This is a genomic window from Streptomyces sp. NPDC055243 (genome assembly GCF_044544025.1).
Classification (GTDB): domain Bacteria; phylum Actinomycetota; class Actinomycetes; order Streptomycetales; family Streptomycetaceae; genus Streptomyces.
This window is the reverse complement of the sequence record NZ_JBITWR010000012.1, coordinates 102,394-117,761: the sequence shown is the minus strand read 5'-3', so window position 1 is coordinate 117,761 and position 15,368 is coordinate 102,394. Positions and strand designations below refer to the sequence as shown.

The 15,368-nt window shown below is 71.5% G+C and carries 15 protein-coding genes; 12 read left to right on the top strand and 3 right to left on the bottom strand.

Annotated elements, in window-relative coordinates; genetic code table 11:
* Nucleotides 1-91: 91 nt before the first annotated feature.
* Nucleotides 92-883, bottom strand: coding sequence for an FCD domain-containing protein (locus ACIGXX_RS30855; protein ID WP_351164951.1), 792 nt, complete (start codon nucleotides 881-883; stop codon nucleotides 92-94).
* Nucleotides 884-960: 77 nt separating this feature from the next.
* Between ACIGXX_RS30855 and ACIGXX_RS30850 the strand changes: the two genes are divergently transcribed.
* The 6 genes from ACIGXX_RS30850 to ACIGXX_RS30825 all read left to right on the top strand — a co-directional run bounded on the left by ACIGXX_RS30850 (nucleotide 961) and on the right by ACIGXX_RS30825 (nucleotide 8,199).
* The gene (locus tag ACIGXX_RS30850; protein WP_351164950.1) at nucleotides 961-2,325 is read left to right on the top strand and encodes a glutamine synthetase family protein; all 1,365 of its coding nucleotides are present in this window, start codon (nucleotides 961-963) and stop codon (nucleotides 2,323-2,325) included.
* A gap of 8 nt (nucleotides 2,326-2,333) precedes the next feature.
* Nucleotides 2,334-3,695 carry an aldehyde dehydrogenase family protein gene (locus tag ACIGXX_RS30845; RefSeq protein ID WP_351164949.1) on the top strand — a complete coding sequence of 454 codons (1,362 nt, stop codon included), beginning with the start codon at nucleotides 2,334-2,336 and terminating at the stop codon, nucleotides 3,693-3,695.
* Nucleotides 3,696-3,700: 5 nt separating this feature from the next.
* On the top strand, nucleotides 3,701-4,483 hold the full coding sequence (locus tag ACIGXX_RS30840; RefSeq protein WP_399980473.1) for a 3-oxoacyl-ACP reductase: 783 nt from the start codon (nucleotides 3,701-3,703) through the stop codon (nucleotides 4,481-4,483).
* A gap of 90 nt (nucleotides 4,484-4,573) precedes the next feature.
* Nucleotides 4,574-5,869 (top strand): HAD family hydrolase, encoded by a 1,296-nt coding sequence (locus tag ACIGXX_RS30835; RefSeq protein WP_399980470.1) that lies wholly within the window; start codon nucleotides 4,574-4,576, stop codon nucleotides 5,867-5,869.
* A 34-nt stretch (nucleotides 5,870-5,903) separates the two neighbouring features.
* On the top strand, nucleotides 5,904-7,199 hold the full coding sequence (locus tag ACIGXX_RS30830) for a haloacid dehalogenase-like hydrolase (protein WP_351164946.1): 1,296 nt from the start codon (nucleotides 5,904-5,906) through the stop codon (nucleotides 7,197-7,199).
* A 28-nt stretch (nucleotides 7,200-7,227) separates the two neighbouring features.
* Nucleotides 7,228-8,199, top strand: coding sequence for a DUF2510 domain-containing protein (locus ACIGXX_RS30825; protein WP_361463187.1), 972 nt, complete (start codon nucleotides 7,228-7,230; stop codon nucleotides 8,197-8,199).
* Between the two features lie 22 nt (nucleotides 8,200-8,221).
* Here the strand turns inward: ACIGXX_RS30825 and ACIGXX_RS30820 are convergent, their stop codons facing one another.
* Nucleotides 8,222-9,424, bottom strand: a complete 1,203-nt coding sequence (locus ACIGXX_RS30820; RefSeq protein ID WP_399980466.1) for an amino acid deaminase/aldolase — start codon at nucleotides 9,422-9,424, stop codon at nucleotides 8,222-8,224.
* Nucleotides 9,425-10,195: 771 nt separating this feature from the next.
* Between ACIGXX_RS30820 and ACIGXX_RS30815 the strand changes: the two genes are divergently transcribed.
* The 3 genes from ACIGXX_RS30815 to ACIGXX_RS30805 are packed head-to-tail and all read left to right on the top strand — an operon-like array spanning nucleotide 10,196 to nucleotide 13,045.
* Nucleotides 10,196-11,110, top strand: coding sequence for a hypothetical protein (locus tag ACIGXX_RS30815; protein ID WP_351164942.1), 915 nt, complete (start codon nucleotides 10,196-10,198; stop codon nucleotides 11,108-11,110).
* The gene (gene mycP / locus ACIGXX_RS30810) at nucleotides 11,110-12,300 is read left to right on the top strand and encodes a type VII secretion-associated serine protease mycosin (RefSeq protein WP_351164940.1); all 1,191 of its coding nucleotides are present in this window, start codon (nucleotides 11,110-11,112) and stop codon (nucleotides 12,298-12,300) included. The genes ACIGXX_RS30815 and mycP overlap by 1 nt, the downstream gene beginning before the upstream one ends.
* Before the next feature lie 10 nt (nucleotides 12,301-12,310).
* Nucleotides 12,311-13,045 carry an SseB family protein gene (locus ACIGXX_RS30805; protein ID WP_399980461.1) on the top strand — a complete coding sequence of 245 codons (735 nt, stop codon included), beginning with the start codon at nucleotides 12,311-12,313 and terminating at the stop codon, nucleotides 13,043-13,045.
* A gap of 4 nt (nucleotides 13,046-13,049) precedes the next feature.
* Here the strand turns inward: ACIGXX_RS30805 and ACIGXX_RS30800 are convergent, their stop codons facing one another.
* The gene (locus ACIGXX_RS30800) at nucleotides 13,050-13,436 is read right to left on the bottom strand and encodes a DUF1844 domain-containing protein (protein WP_351164938.1); all 387 of its coding nucleotides are present in this window, start codon (nucleotides 13,434-13,436) and stop codon (nucleotides 13,050-13,052) included.
* Between the two features lie 402 nt (nucleotides 13,437-13,838).
* On the opposite strand from ACIGXX_RS30800, the gene infC reads away from it, so the two are divergent.
* The 3 genes from infC (at nucleotide 13,839) to rplT (ending at nucleotide 15,292) form a co-directional block, all read left to right on the top strand.
* Complete coding sequence (gene infC / locus ACIGXX_RS30795) at nucleotides 13,839-14,495, top strand: translation initiation factor IF-3 (protein ID WP_351165148.1); 657 nt, start codon at nucleotides 13,839-13,841, stop codon at nucleotides 14,493-14,495.
* A gap of 120 nt (nucleotides 14,496-14,615) precedes the next feature.
* Nucleotides 14,616-14,810 carry a 50S ribosomal protein L35 gene (gene rpmI / locus ACIGXX_RS30790; RefSeq protein WP_135330421.1) on the top strand — a complete coding sequence of 65 codons (195 nt, stop codon included), beginning with the start codon at nucleotides 14,616-14,618 and terminating at the stop codon, nucleotides 14,808-14,810.
* A 95-nt stretch (nucleotides 14,811-14,905) separates the two neighbouring features.
* Nucleotides 14,906-15,292, top strand: a complete 387-nt coding sequence (gene rplT, locus ACIGXX_RS30785; protein ID WP_351164937.1) for a 50S ribosomal protein L20 — start codon at nucleotides 14,906-14,908, stop codon at nucleotides 15,290-15,292.
* The last annotated feature ends 76 nt before the right edge of the window (nucleotides 15,293-15,368 follow it).

Below are 15,368 nucleotides of genomic sequence, written 5' to 3'. Positions count from 1 at the left end.
CAATGGAACGAATCCATACCTTTGCCGTCGCGGTGGCGAGAAATCAAGCCCCCTGCGTTACACCGCCGTTAATCACGCCGCACCCCGCCCGTTATGTCAGGAACCCCCGCAACAGGGCGGCCGTACCGCCGCAGTGCTCGCGCATTATCTCCCGCGCGCCGTCCGCGTCCCCGTCGAGCACGGCTCCGACCAGGGCGGTGTGCTGGCGCTGCGAGTGCTCCAAGTTCCGCACCAGCAGGGGGATGTAGCCCAGGAGGTCGTTGACGGTCGCGCGGACCGCGGCGTACTGCGCGGTGAGCGAGGGCGAACCGCAGAGCTCGGCCAGGGTCAGGTGCAGGAGGGTGTCCAGGCGGCGGTACTCGGAGAGCGGCGCCTCATGGGTGCGCGCGAGCGCCGTGCGCAGCCTCTCGCGCTGCTCGTCGGTCAGGCCGTGCGCCGCGCACAGCCCGGCCGCCCCCACCTCGAGGACCTCGCGGAACCGCAGCGCGTCCTCCACGTCGACGTCCGCCACGTGCCGCCGCAGTTCGTCCTCGCCGGCCGCCTCGGGGCGCGGGCGGACGAACGTGCCGCCGTACCTGCCCCGCCGCGACTCGACCAGGCCCTGGTCCTGGAGCACCTTCAGGACCTCGCGCAGCGTGACCCGGCTGATCCCGAGGCGGTCGGCCAGCTCGCGCTCCGACGGCAGGCGTTCGCCGCTGGGCACCAGGCCCAGGCGTACGACCTGGAGGATCTGTTCCAGGGCTTCCTCGAAGCCGTTGCCCGCCCGCACGGGACGCAGGACCGGTGTGAGCCAGTCGTCGGCGGTCGCGGCGGCGGCGCCGGTGGTGTCGGCAGCCGCGCCGGCGGCCGTGCCGGAACCTGTGTCGGCATCCGTGTGCGACATCTGGCCGTGCCCCCTTCCCAATCAATGGTTCTCGGCAATACCTTATGGCTCTCGGCTGACCCAAGGAGGATTTTCCCGTGGCAGACCGCACACCCCCGCTCGGGATCGAGGAGCTGCGTGCTCTCGTCACGAGCGGCGAGATCGACACTGTCGTCCTGGCCTTCCCCGATATGCAAGGGCGGCTTCAGGGCAAGCGGTTCGCCGCCCGCTTCTTCCTCGACGACGTCCTGGAGCACGGCACGGAGGGCTGCAACTACCTGCTGGCCGTCGACGCGGAGATGAACACCGTCGAGGGCTACGCGATGTCCTCGTGGGACCGCGGCTACGGCGACTTCGCCATGCGCCCCGACCTGAGCACCCTGCGCCGCGTCCCCTGGAACGAAGGCACCGCGATGCTCATCGCGGACCTCGCCTGGAACGACTCGTCGCCCGTCGTGGCCGCGCCCCGCCAGATCCTGCGCCGCCAGCTCGACCGGCTCGCCGAGCACGGCTTCACCGCCAACGTCGGCACGGAGCTGGAGTTCATCGTCTTCAAGGACACCTACGAGCAGGCGTGGGACTCCGGCTACAAGGGCCTGACCCCGGCGAACCAGTACAACATCGACTACTCCGTGCTCGGCACGGGACGCATAGAACCGCTCCTTCGCCGCATCCGCAACGACATGGCGGCCGCCGGGCTCGTCGTCGAGTCGGCCAAGGGCGAGTGCAACCCGGGCCAGCACGAGATCGTGTTCCGCTACGACGACGCCCTCGTCACCTGCGACCAGCACGCCATCTACAAGACCGGGGCCAAGGAGATCGCGTCCCAGGAGGGTGTCTCGCTCACCTTCATGGCCAAGTACAACGAGCGCGAGGGCAACTCCTGTCACATCCACCTCTCGCTCGCCGACGAGAACGGCGACAACGTCATGGCAGGTGACGCGCCCGGCGGCATGTCGCCCGTCATGCGGCACTTCCTGGCCGGGCAGCTGGCGGCGCTCAGGGAGTTCTCGCTGCTCTACGCGCCCCACATCAACTCGTACAAGCGGTTCCGTCCCGGCTCCTTCGCCCCGACCGCCGCCGCCTGGGGCTACGACAACCGCACCTGCGCCCTGCGCGTCGTCGGCCACGGCCGCTCGATGCGCTTCGAGAACCGCCTGCCGGGCGGCGACGTGAACCCGCACCTCGCGGTCGCCGGACTCGTGGCCGCCGGTCTGTACGGGATGGAGCAGGAGCTCGAACTGCCCGAGGAGTGCACGGGCAACGCCTACACCGGGGACTACGCCCACGTGCCCACCACCCTGCGCGAGGCCGCCGAGCTCTGGGAGAACAGCCCCATAGCCAAGGCCGCCTTCGGCGACGAGGTGGTCGCGCACTACAGCAACATGGCCCGGGTCGAACTGGACGCCTTCGACTCCGCGGTGACCGACTGGGAGCTCCGCCGCTCCTTCGAACGTATGTGAGGAAGCACGTGCTCGAGGTACTGAACCCGGCGACGGAAGAGGTCGTCGCGACCGTTGCCGCCGCCACCGCGCAGGACGTCGACGCCGCCGTCGCACGCGCGAGCGTGGCCCAGGCGAAATGGGCGGCCGTGGCCCCCGCCGACCGGGCCCGCCTGCTGCGCCGCTTCGCCGCGGCCGTCGACGGGCACCTGGAAGAACTCGCGCGGTTGGAGGTGCGCGAGGCCGGTCACGTCATCGGCAACGCGCGCTGGGAGGCGGGCAACGTCCGCGACCTCCTCGACTTCGCGGCCGGGGGAGTGGAGCGGCTGAACGGCCGTCAGATCCCGGTGCCCGGCGGCCTGAACGTCACGATCCTCGAGCCCCTCGGCGTCGTCGCCGTCATAGCGCCCTGGAACTTCCCGATGCCGATCGCCGCCTGGGGCACCGCCCCCGCGCTCGCGGCCGGCAACGCGGTCGTCCTGAAGCCCGCGGAGACGACGCCCCTCACGGCGCTGCGCCTCGCCGAGCTCGGCCTGGAGGCAGGTCTTCCCGAAGGTCTCTTCCAGGTCCTGCCCGGCGCGGGTGACGTAGCGGGCAACGCCCTGGTCGAGCACCCCGGCGTCGCCAAGATCGTGTTCACCGGGTCCACGCGCGTCGGCAAGCAGATCATGGCCAAGTGCGCCGACCGCGTGAAGCGCGTGACGCTCGAACTCGGCGGCAAGAGCCCGAACATCGTCTTCGCCGACGCGGACGTGGAGGCCGCCGCCCTCGCCACCCCGATGTCGTACCTCGACAACTCCGGCCAGGACTGCTGCGCCCGCACCCGCATCCTCGTCCAGCGATCGGTGTACGACCGCTTCCTCGAGATCGTGCGGCCCGCGGTCGAGTCGGTCGTGGTGGGCGACCCCGCGGACGAGAAGACACAGATGGGCCCGCTGATCTCGAAGTCCCAGCTGGAGCGGGTGCGGGCGTACGTCCCGGCCGGCACCGGAATCCACGGCACGGTCCCGGATGGCCCCGGCTTCTGGTTTCCGCCGACGCTCCTGACCGACGTCGACGCCGACTCGCCGGCGGCCACGGAAGAGGTCTTCGGCCCGGTCGCCGTCGTCCTGCCCTTCGACGACGAGGCCGACGCGATCCGCCTCGCCAACGCCACGGAGTACGGCCTGTCCGGCTCGATCTGGACGCGGGACGTCGGCAGGGCGCTGCGGGTCTCCCAGTCCGTCCGGGCCGGGAACCTCTCCGTCAACTCGCACTCCAGCGTGCGCTACTGGACCCCGTTCGGCGGCTACAAGCAGTCCGGACTCGGCCGTGAGCTCGGCCCGGACGCCCTCGCCGCCTTCACGGAAACCAAGAACGTCTTCATCAGCACGGAATGCACGGAGGCTTGAGCACCATGACCGAAGCAAGCATCTGCCGCCGCCTGGTCGGCCGCACCGCCGTCATCACCGGCGCCGGCAGCGGCATCGGCCTCGCCACCGCGCGCCGCCTCGCCTCCGAGGGTGCGCACGTCGTCTGCGGCGACATCGACGAGACCGCGGCCAAGGCCGTCGCCGAAGAGGTCGGCGGGATCTTCGTCAAGGTCGACGTCACCGACGCCGAGGAGGTCGAGGCGCTCTTCAGGACCGCGTACGACACCTATGGCTCGGTCGACATCGCCTTCAACAACGCGGGCATCACGCTGCCCGAGGACGACTCCATCCTGGACACCGGCCTCGAGGCCTGGAGGCGCGTCCAGGAAGTCAACCTCACCTCCGTCTATCTGTGCTGCAAGGCCGTCATCCCCTACATGCGGCGCCAGGGCAAGGGCTCGATCATCAACACCGCGTCGTTCGTGGCCAGGATGGGCGCCGCGACCTCGCAGATCTCGTACACCGCGTCCAAGGGCGGCGTCCTCGCGATCTCCCGTGAGCTGGGCGTGCAGTTCGCCCGCGAGCACATCCGCGTGAACGCGCTCTGCCCCGGCCCGGTCAACACCCCGCTCCTCCAGGAGCTCTTCGCCAAGGACCCCGAGCAGGCCGCGCGCCGCCTCGTCCACATCCCCGTCGGCCGCTTCGCCGAGGCCGAGGAGATGGCGTCCGCGGTGGCGTTCCTCGCCAGCGACGACTCCTCGTTCGTCAACGCCACGGACTTCCTCGTCGACGGCGGGCTCACCGGGGCGTACGTCACCCCGGCGTAGTCCTCCGCGCAGTTCACCCAGCAGCCACCCACCCGTCAGCCGGGCGTCGCACGACGCCCGGCTGACCTGCGTAGACACGGGAGTGTGTTCGTGAACTTCAAGCGCCGCGCCACCGCGGCCGCAGCCGTGCTCGCCGTCGCCTCAGCCGGTCTCCTCACCGTCCAGGCCACCGCGGAAGCCACCCAGACCCCCTCCCACGGCCGGTCGACGACCTGCCCGGACCTGACCGTGTCGAAGGGCTGGTACGGCCAGAACAAGGCGCGGCTCCAGCGGATGATCGACACCTACGGCCGCTGCGGCGACGACGGGGACCAGGGCGCCGCGAAGCCCGTCGCCACCTTCGACTGGGACAACACGGTCATCAAGAACGACGTCGGCGACGCCACCATGTTCTGGCTGCTGCGCAACAGCAAGATACGTACGCCGAAGAACGCCGACTGGCACACCACGAGCCGCTACCTCACCGACCCGGCGGCCAAGGCCCTCGCCAAGGCCTGCCCCGCCACCGGCGCCACCCTCCCCACGCGCCGCGACACGGACTGCGCCGACGAGATCGCCTCCGTCTACGCCGAGGGCACCACCACCGGCGGGGCCGCGGCCTTCGCCGGCTTCGACCACCGCCGCATGGAACCCCAGTACGCCTGGCTCGCCCAGCTGACCCGCGGCTGGTCCGCCCGGCAGGTCAAGGGCTTCGCCGCGGCGGCCCGCGAGGAGAACCTCGCCGCGCCCGTCGGCACCGAACAGCGCGTCGGCACGGGGAAGTTCACCGGCTGGGCCCGCTACTACGACCAGCAGCGCGATCTGATCCGCACGCTCAAGAAGGCAGGATTCGACGTCTACGTGGTCTCCGCCTCGCCGGAGCCGGTCGCCGAGGTGTGGGCGAAGGGCGTCGGCGTCGACGCCCGGCACACCATCGGCATCCGCAACGTCACCGCGCACGGGAAGCTGACGGCCCGTCTGGCGGGTTGCGGCACCGTCAAGGACGGCGACGACTCGATGATCACGTACATCGACGGCAAGCGCTGCTGGATCAACCAGGAGATCTACGGGGTCCGGGGCGCGGCCGCCGAGAAGGTCCAACCGGCGAGCAGGCGTCAGGTCTTCGCGGCAGGCGACTCCGACACCGACATCTCCTTCCTGCGCGACGCCACGGCCCTGCGCCTCGTCCTGAACCGCAACAAGAACGAGCTGATGTGCCGCGCCTACGACAACGGCGACGGCCGCTGGCTGGTGAACCCCATGTTCATCGAGCCCAAGGGCAAGCAGGCCGACCCCTACCCGTGCGCGAGCACCGGCTACACCGAACGGGACGGCGCGGCGGGCCCGGTGCGCCGCGCGGACGGCTCGGTGATCCCCGACCAGAAGGACACGGTGCACGGGGCCTGACCTGGCCCGGGGGATTGATGTACGGTCCATGCGCATGCGCAACAGACATGCCTTGGCGTTGACGCTGGCCACGGCCGCCACTCTGGCGGCCGTACCGGCGACGCTCCCCGCGGCCGCCGCCACGCCCGCGAACTCCCCCGCTGCGAAGGCCCATTGCCCGCAGCTGTCCAAGAAGCTGAGCTGGTACGGCGACAACCGCGCCAGGCTCCAGCAGATGATCGACGAGCGCGGACGCTGCGGCTCCCACCGCGGGCACGACCAGAAGCGTCCCGTCGCCGCCTTCGACTGGGACAACACCGTCGTCAAGAACGACATCACCGACGCGACGATCGCCTGGTCCCTCCACCACGACAAGATCCTGCGTCCCGCCGACTGGAAGTCCACCAGCAAGTGGATGACGGACGCGGCCGACAAGGCGCTCACCAAGGCCTGCGGCACGAAGGTGCCGGTCGGCAAGCCGCTGCCCACCTCCACCGACACCGACTGCGCCGACGAGATCTTCGAGGTCCGCGAGGACGGCAGGACGATGAGCGGCGCCGCCGCCTTCGCGGGGGAGTGGGACCACCGGCACACCGTCCCGCAGTACGCCTGGGTGCCCCAGCTCTTCGCCGGACACACCGTCCCCGAACTGGAGTCGTACGCCGCCAAGGCCCGCAAGGAGGTGCTCGCGGCCCCCGTCGGCGCCACCCAGACCGTCGGCACGCACGAGATCCCCGGCTACGCCCGCTACTACGACCAGCAGCGCGATCTGATCCGCACGCTCAAGAAGGCCGGGTTCGACGTCTACATCGTCTCGGCGGGCTCGGAGCCGGTGACCGAGGTGTGGTCCAAGGGCGTCGGCATCGACCGGAAGCACACCATCGCCATCCGCTCGGTCCTCGACCGCAAGGGCCGGATCACCACCTGGAACCAGGGCTGTGGCGACGTCCCCGTGAACAAGGGCGAGGCCATCCCCTACATCGACGGCAAGCGCTGCTGGATCAACCAGGAGATCTTCGGCGTCAAGGGCAAGTCGGCCTGGGACAAGCAGGATTCCTCCCACCGCATCGCCCTGGGCGGCGGTGACGCCGACACGGACGTGACGTTCGTCGGCGACGCCACGGGCGCGCATCTCGTCCTGAACCGCAACAAGAACGAGGTCATGTGCCGTGCGTACGACGACGCGGACGGCCGCTGGGTCGTGAACCCCATGTTCATCGAGCCCTTGAAGCAGAAGCCGGACCTCTACCCGTGCTCGACGGCCGCGAACAACGAACCGGACGGCAGCAAGGGCCCGGTCCTGCGCGAGGACGGCTCGGTGGTGCCTGATCAGGCGGACTCGGTGTTCTGATCTTCACGGCACGTCTTAGAGTGCCGGGATGAGCATGTCGCCTCCTCCCGGCTGGTACACGGACCCGTCGGCGCCGCCGGCACAGCCCGTCGAGCGCTGGTGGGACGGTTCCGCGTGGACCGAGCACCGGCGTGCGCCCGAAGCCCTCCACCTGGGCCAGGCGCAGCCGGGGTTCGGCCCGCCGCAGGCACAGACCGCCGTCCAGCCGCTGCCGGGGGTGTCCGGGGGCGGCCGGGCCAAGGTGGTGGCCCTTGCCACCGCCGGGGTCGTCCTGGTCGCCTCGATCGTCACGGGCGTGGTGCTCCTGGGCGAGGACGACGGCGCCGCCCCGCAGAGCGGCCCGCCCGCCCCGACCGTGTCGGAGCCGCTGGACACCCCCACCCCGACGTCGCCGACGCCCACCACATCGGCGCCGGACCCCGACCCCTCCACGCTCGTCGACCAGCTCAACGGCATCACGATCCCGGTCCCCGACGGCTGGGAGAAGGCCGACAACACCGTCGGCAGCGATCCGACCGTCCAGACCCCGGACACCTACGACTGCCCGGGCGAGAGCGGCCTGTGCCGCCACGGCACGGTCTACTCGCGCACCTCGACGGCGACGGACGAGCGCTCGCCCAAGGCGCTGGCCCAGGGGGACATCAAGGACGCGGCGGACCGGGCGTACGACGAGGACGCGATCGGCAGGGAGCCGTTCGACGGCATCGCGAGCCACGCGAAGGTCGACGAGGGGACCGTGGCGGTCGCGGGCCGCTCCGGCTACTTCGTGCGCTGGCGCGTCCGCACGAACACGGGTCCCGGCGGGTACGTCCAGTCCTTGGCGTTCCCCTCCAGCCTCGGCTCCGAGGCGATGGTCATCGTCCGCTTCGCGATCGACGCGCGGGCCGGCGAGGGCGCCCCGCCCCTCACCGACATGGACAAGATCACCAAGGGGATCCGTCCGGTGGGAGGCGGCGCGACGAGCGGCGGCGTGGGCAACAGCGTGGGCGCGACGCCGTGAGGCTTCCCTGCCTGAAGGCCGTCTAGAGGAACGTGCGGCCCTCACCCCGGTACGTCGGGACGGTGGCCGTCACGCGGTCGCCCTCGACGAGGTGGAGCGCGTCGAACCGCTCGCACATCTCCCCGGCCTTGGCGTGCCGGAACCACACCTTGTCGCCGATCTGCAGGTCGTCGGCGGGCGCGCCGAGCAGCGGGGTCTGCACCTCGCCCGCGCCTTCCTGCGGGTCGTAGCGCAGCCCTTCCGGGAGGTACGGCACCGGGGAGCGGTCGGGTCCCGCGGCACCCGAAGCGGGGTAACCGCCGCCGAGCACGGTCACGGTGCCCACGCCGGGGCGGCGCACCACGGGCTGGGCGAAGAGCGCGGCCGGACGCCCGCTGAACGACGTGTAGTTGTCGAAGAGGCGCGGTACGTAGAGCCCCGACCCGGCGGCGATCTCGGTCACCGCCCGCTCGGCCGCCGTGTGCTGCACGCTGCCGGTGCCGCCGCCGTTGACGAACTCCAGGTCGGGCGCGACCGCCCGCACCGCGCGGATGGTCTCCGCCCGCCGCGCCACCAGCTCCTTGCGGGCGGCGGCCTGCATCAGCCGGATGGCCCGGGAGCGCGCGGGATGCCCGGCGACCGCGTCACCGACCCCCGCCACATGCCCTTCGTACGCCATCACGCCCACGAGCCGGAAGCCCGGCCGCCGGGCCACGGCGCGGGCGAGTGCGGCGACCTGGACGGGGGAGTGCAGGGGCGAGCGCAGGGCGCCGATCCGCACGCGTCCGCCGAGGATCTTGTAGGCGGTGTCCAACTCCAGGCAGACGCGCACCTCTTCGCGACCGCCGTTCCTGGCCTCGTCGATGAGCCGCAGCTGCGCCGGGTCGTCGACCATCACGGTCACCGAGGAGGCGAGCTTCGGATCGGCGGCGAGCTCGGCGAAGGCGGCGCGGTCGGCCGAGGGATAGGCGAGGAGCACGTCGTCGAAGCCGGACCGCGCGAGCCACAGGGACTCGGCGAGCGTGAAGGACATGATCCCGGCGAAACCGTCACGGGCGAGGACGCGTTCCAGGAGCGCCCGGCAGCGCACGGACTTGCTCGCGACCCGGATCGGCTTGCCTCCGGCGCGGCGCACGAGGTCGTCGGCATTGGCGTCGAATGCCTGCAGATCGACGATCGCGACGGGGGCGTCGAGGTGTGCGGTGGCCCGGTCGTAACGGGCCCGGTCTGCTGCACGGGAGGTCATGGCCGAAGCCTGCCAGACGGGATTACCCGAGGGTAGGGGGATGATCCGGGCAGATCGCCCGGGGGTGCGGACTGGTTCCCGCGCGACCGGAATCTGCCCTTAGAGTTACGCGCAGAAGAGCGAGGAAACGGGGGGTGCATGAGCACGGAAGCGCGACGGGCTCCCGTCCCGCCACGTCCCACGGCACCACCCCCACCGTCGGCCCCGCCCGCCGCGTCCACCCCCTTCCCGGACCCACCCGCTCCACCCCCGGAACCCCCGGACGACCAAACCTCCGCCCCGGCGCCCGCCGCATCCGCGCGCTTCCCGGACCGCCGTCCGCCGACGGGTGATCCGGTGGGGGACGGGCAGGGTTCCGTGCCGTCGCCACCGGTTGACCCTCCGGTCGTCGACGGTGATCGGGAGTCTCTTCTCGGGGATCTTCTTGCGCCCTTCGACCGGGTGCGCAGGCCCGAGCCCGTCGCATCGCCGGAGGGTTCGGACGACGAGGGCGACGTTGCCGCCGAGGTGCTGGACGATCCGCCTCCGCCGCCCGCTTCGGCCCGGTTCCCGGACACTCCGCCGCCGTCGGCGATGACACGGACGCGCGCGCGGACCTCCGGCCCTGCGCCGAGCCGCGTTCCGCGCTCTCCTGCCCCGGACGTGGACTTCCCGCTCCGCCCGCCGATGCCGCCGCTGCCGCCGTCGGACATACCCGCGTCCGATGCGTCGATTGCGTCGACAGCCTCCGAGGCCAGGCCCGCCCACGCGCACGCCCACACGCCCAGGCCCATGTCCGCCTCCGCCCCCGCGCCTTCCCCCCGAACCACCGCCGCCCGCCGCGCGGTCGGCGCCGTCGACCTGACCCCGGGGCCCGGGGCCGGACGGCCCTTCGTGTCGTTCGCCCGGCCCGCGCTCTACGACGACAGCACCACGCGGCTGCGCCCCGTCCGCACCTGGGTCCAGCCCCGCGTGACCGCCGCCGCTGCCTGTGTCGTGCTCGGCCTCGGGCTCATCGGGGGCGCGGCCACCGGGAGTTGGCTGACCGGGGGCGCCGAAGGGACGAGCACCACGCGGGACGCGTACGCCGTGGCGGGCGAGCTCTGGCACAGCGTGCCCGTCGACCGGCTCTTCCCGGTCACCATGAAGGGGGAGGGCGCGGGCCCCGGCGGAGCCGACCGCACCTGGACCCGCGTCGCCGTCGCCCCCGACAGCACCTGCAAGAGCGCCTTCGACCCGCTCCTGCGCAAGGCACTGGCCCCGGCGGGCTGCCTGCGGCTGCTGCGCGCCACGTACACGGACGCGACCCGCAGCCATGTCACCACCGTAGGCCTGCTGTTCACCAAGGCCGACGCCGAGGCGATGCGCTCCCTGCGCACCCGCTTCACCGAGGAAGGCCTCGACCGGCGCCCCGACCTGATGCCGCGGCCGTACGCGGCCAAGGGCACCCCTGCCGCGGACTTCGGCGACGCCCAGCGCGCAGCCTGGACCGTGTCCGTGCTCCCGGACGCCCCCGTCGTCGCCTTCTCCGTCTCCGGCTTCGCCGACGGCCGCACGGTCACCGAACCCGAGCCCGCCGAAGAGGCCATGAAGACCTCCGCCACCACCGCCGCGGCCCAGGCGGGCCTCGGCAACGAGGCGAAGGGCATCGCCGACCGCGTCGAGCGGCGGCTGCGCAAGACCATCGCGGCCACGGAGACGTCCTGATGAAGATCCGCCGGACGGCCGTCGCCGCCCTCGCCGCGTCACTGGCCCTGCTGCCCGCCACCGCGCACGCCGACGACGGCATACGCGCACAGCAGTGGGCCCTCGACGCCATGCACACCAGCCAGGCCTGGCAGACCACCAAGGGCAAGGGCATCACCGTCGCCGTCCTGGACACCGGCATAGACCGTGACCACCCCGACCTGACCGGCAGCGTCCTCGAAGGCAAGGACATGGTCGGCTTCGGCGCGCAGAAGGGCGACCGCCCCTGGGCCCGGCACGGCACCGCCATGGCCGGCATCATCGCGGGCCACGGACACGGCGCGGGCCGCGGCGACGGCGTGGTCGGCATCGCGCCGGAGGCGAAGATCCTGCCGATCCGCGTGATCCTGGAGGACGGCGACCCGGACCGCTCGAAGGCCCGCAACACCCGGGGCAACGCGCTGGCCGACGGCATCCGCTGGGCCGCGGACCACGGCGCCGACGTCATCAACCTCTCCCTGGGCGACGACTCCAAGTCCGCCCACCCCGAACCCGCCGAGGACGCCGCCGTCCAGTACGCCCTGAAGAAGGGCGCCGTCGTCGTCGCGTCGGCGGGCAACGGCGGCGAGCGCGGCGACCACATCTCGTACCCGGCGGCCTATCCGGGCGTCATCGCCGCCACCGCGGTCGACCGCAACGGCGACCGCGCCTCCTTCTCCACCCGCCGCTGGTACGCCACCGTCAGCGCCCCCGGCAAGAAGATCGTCATCGCCGACCCCGACCGCGAGTACTACGAGGGCTGGGGCACCAGCGCCGCCTCGGCGTTCGTCTCGGGCGCCGTCGCCCTCATCCGCGCCGCCCACCCCGGCCTGACCCCGGCCCAGATCAAGGAGCTCCTGGAGGACACCGCCCGCGACGTCCCCAGCGGCGGCCGCGACGACTCGCACGGCTTCGGCTTCATCGACCCGGCCGCCGCGATCGCCGAGGGCGGCAAGAAGAAGCCGCGGGAGCTGAACTCCGCTGCGTACGGGAAGAAGTACTTCGGCCCGGGGCCGGACGCGGACCGGGGCGACGACGGCCCGGCGGGCTGGGTGGGCCCGGTCGCGGGCGGGCTCGGCGTGGCCCTGCTGGTGGCGGGGGTCTACCTCTGGCGGGGCCGTCGGGGAGCCCGCCCCGGCACCGCTCGACAGCTCCCGGACCTCGGTCGATAGGGTCGTGACCGTGGCGAACAAGAACATCCCGGACCCCGGCTTCTCCGACGACGACGGGTCCGCCGACCCCCGGCTCACCGCGGCCCTGGCCGCGTGGGCCGAGGACCGCACGGCCCACGGCCCCGTCCTGGAGGCCCTCACCGGCGCCCGGCTGCTCGTCCCCGTCGTCGCCGTGCTCGGCGAGGTCGAGGAGGACGAGAACGGACTGCGCCGCGAGAAGTCCAGCGACATGGCGGTCCCCACCCTGAAGGCAGGCGACCGCAAGGCACTGCCCGCGTTCACCTCGACCCGGGCGCTCGCGCTGTGGGACCCGCAGGCCCGGCCCGTCGCCGTCCCCCTGAACCAGGCGCTCCAGGCCGCGGCCCACGAGCAGGCCGACACGATCGTGCTCGACCTCGCGGGACCCGTCCCCTACGAGATCAATCGACCCGCCCTGATCGCCCTCTCCGAAGGCCGCCACACCCGGGACCCGCTCGCCGACCCCGCCGTCACGGCCGCCGTGCGCGCGGCCGTCGCCGCCGAGCCGGCCGTCCTGCGCGCCCATCTCGGCGCGGGCGCCGCGGACGGCACCCTCGCACTCGTCCTCGACCCCGCGACGGACCCGGCCGAAGCCGCCCAGCGCGTCGCCGGGCACATCGCGGCCGACGAAACACTGAGGGCCCGCCTGGTGAGCGGCCTCGACCTGGCACTGCTGCCGGCCGGGGCGACGCCACCGGGCGAGCCCTTCTACGTACGCGAAGGCTGAGGGGTCAGCCGAAGACCGGGCCCGTGTACTTCTCGCCCGGGCCCTGACCCGGCTCGTCCGGCACCTCGGACGCCTCGCGGAAGGCCAGCTGCAGCGACTTCAGGCCGTCGCGCAGCGGGGCCGCGTGGAACGAGGAGATCTCCGTGGCGCTCGCGTCCATCAGGCCGGCGAGCGAGTGGATCAGCTTGCGGGCCTCGTCCAGGTCCTTGTGGCCCTCGCCGCCCTCGGCGAGGCCCAGGTTCACGGCCGCGGCGCTCATCAGGTGGACGGCGACCGTGGTGATCACCTCGACCGCGGGGACGTCCGCGATGTCACGGGTCAGGGTGTCGAAGTCGGGGGAATCGGAGGCCGCGCCGGTGGCGGACTCGGGGGTGGGGGTCGCGTCGCTCATGTCCCACACGATATGCGGAGCCCCACGCGGGGTGAGCCGCGGGAGGCCGTGAGCATCCGTGAGCGCCGCTGGTTAGCCCCACCCCCGTGGAGCTGCTAACCTTGTGTAACGACCGGCCGGACACTCGCGTGCCACGCAGAGACCCGGCCCACAAGTGGAGGCTCCGCTTCCCACCTAGTCGCTCCCCGGAGCGGCGGGTCACCGGTCAGGCAGCCGCGGTCCCCGAGACTACGGCAGGCCCGAAGACGCGCCCCGCGATCATCGCGGAGGTGCTCCGGTAGTAATGGAGCCCCTTCGTGTGATCGGTTGGGGCATTTTTTATGCACCCACTCGGTTGGTCGAGATAACAGACGTAACGCGGCTGTCCGCCAGACCGCCGCGTGGTGCTACCGAGGAGGATCCATCAGCGCCGAGCCCCGCATCAACGACCGGATTCGCGTTCCCGAGGTGCGACTTGTCGGTCCCAGCGGCGAGCAGGTCGGGATTGTTCCGCTTGCCAAGGCCCTGGAGCTCGCACAGGAGTACGACCTCGACCTGGTCGAGGTGGCGGCGACCGCCCGTCCGCCCGTGTGCAAGCTCATGGACTACGGGAAGTTCAAGTACGAGTCGGCCATGAAGGCCCGTGAGGCGCGCAAGAACCAGGCGCACACGGTCATCAAGGAGATGAAGCTCCGGCCGAAGATCGACCCGCACGACTATGACACCAAGAAGGGTCACGTCGTCCGGTTCCTCAAGCAGGGCGACAAGGTCAAGATCACGATCATGTTCCGTGGTCGCGAGCAGTCCAGGCCGGAGCTCGGCTACCGACTGCTGCAGCGTCTCGCGAACGACGTCGAAGACCTCGGGTTCATCGAGTCGAACCCGAAGCAGGACGGCCGAAACATGATCATGGTCCTCGGTCCGCACAAGAAGAAGACCGAAGCCATGGCCGAGGCCCGCGAGGCCCAGGCCGCCCGTAAGGCCGAGCGACAGGGCCGCACGGACGAGGCCGAGGAGGCTGAGCCCACCGAGGCCGCCGCCGAGGTCGAGGCGCCCGCCGAGGAGCCTGCAGAGGCCTGATTCAGGACGCGCCTCCCACGCGCGCCCTGAACGACAACCGATAGATCTGACGCTCCCTGCCCACGGTTCGCAGGAACCGGAAACGGCAGGGAGTGCCAATGACGAGGAGAGAACGGCGCTATGCCGAAGAACAAGACGCACAGCGGTGCCAGCAAGCGCTTCAAGATCACCGGCTCCGGCAAGGTGCTCCGTGAGCGCGCCGGCAAGCGCCACCTGCTCGAGCACAAGTCGTCCCGTCTGACGCGTCGCCTCAGTGGCAACGCCGAGATGGCCCCGGGCGACGCCAAGAAGATCAAGAAGCTTCTCGGCAAGTGAGTCCGGGCGCACACCGCGCCCGCACTCTGAACCGGGACCCAATCGATACCGGGTCGTGTGAGTCCAACCACGGCCCCGCTACAAGGAGTTAACAAGTGGCACGCGTCAAGCGGGCAGTCAACGCCCACAAGAAGCGTCGGGCGATCCTCGAAGCGGCCAGCGGCTACCGCGGCCAGCGCTCGCGCCTGTACCGCAAGGCCAAGGAGCAGGTCACCCACTCCCTGGTCTACAACTACAACGACCGCAAGAAGCGCAAGGGCGACTTCCGCCGTCTGTGGATCCAGCGCATCAACGCCGCTGCCCGCCAGAACGGCATGACGTACAACCGCCTCATCCAGGGTCTGAACGCCGCCAACATCGAGGTGGACCGCAAGATCCTCGCCGAGCTGGCCGTCAACGACGCCAACGCGTTCGCCGCGCTGGTCGAGGTTGCGCAGAAGGCTCTGCCGTCGGACGTCAACGCGCCCAAGGCTGCCGCCTAAGCCTTGCGTTGAGCTGAACGTGACCGGACCCGCAAGCCTGTGGCTTGCGGGTCCGATTGCGTCCGCCGTCCGTCGA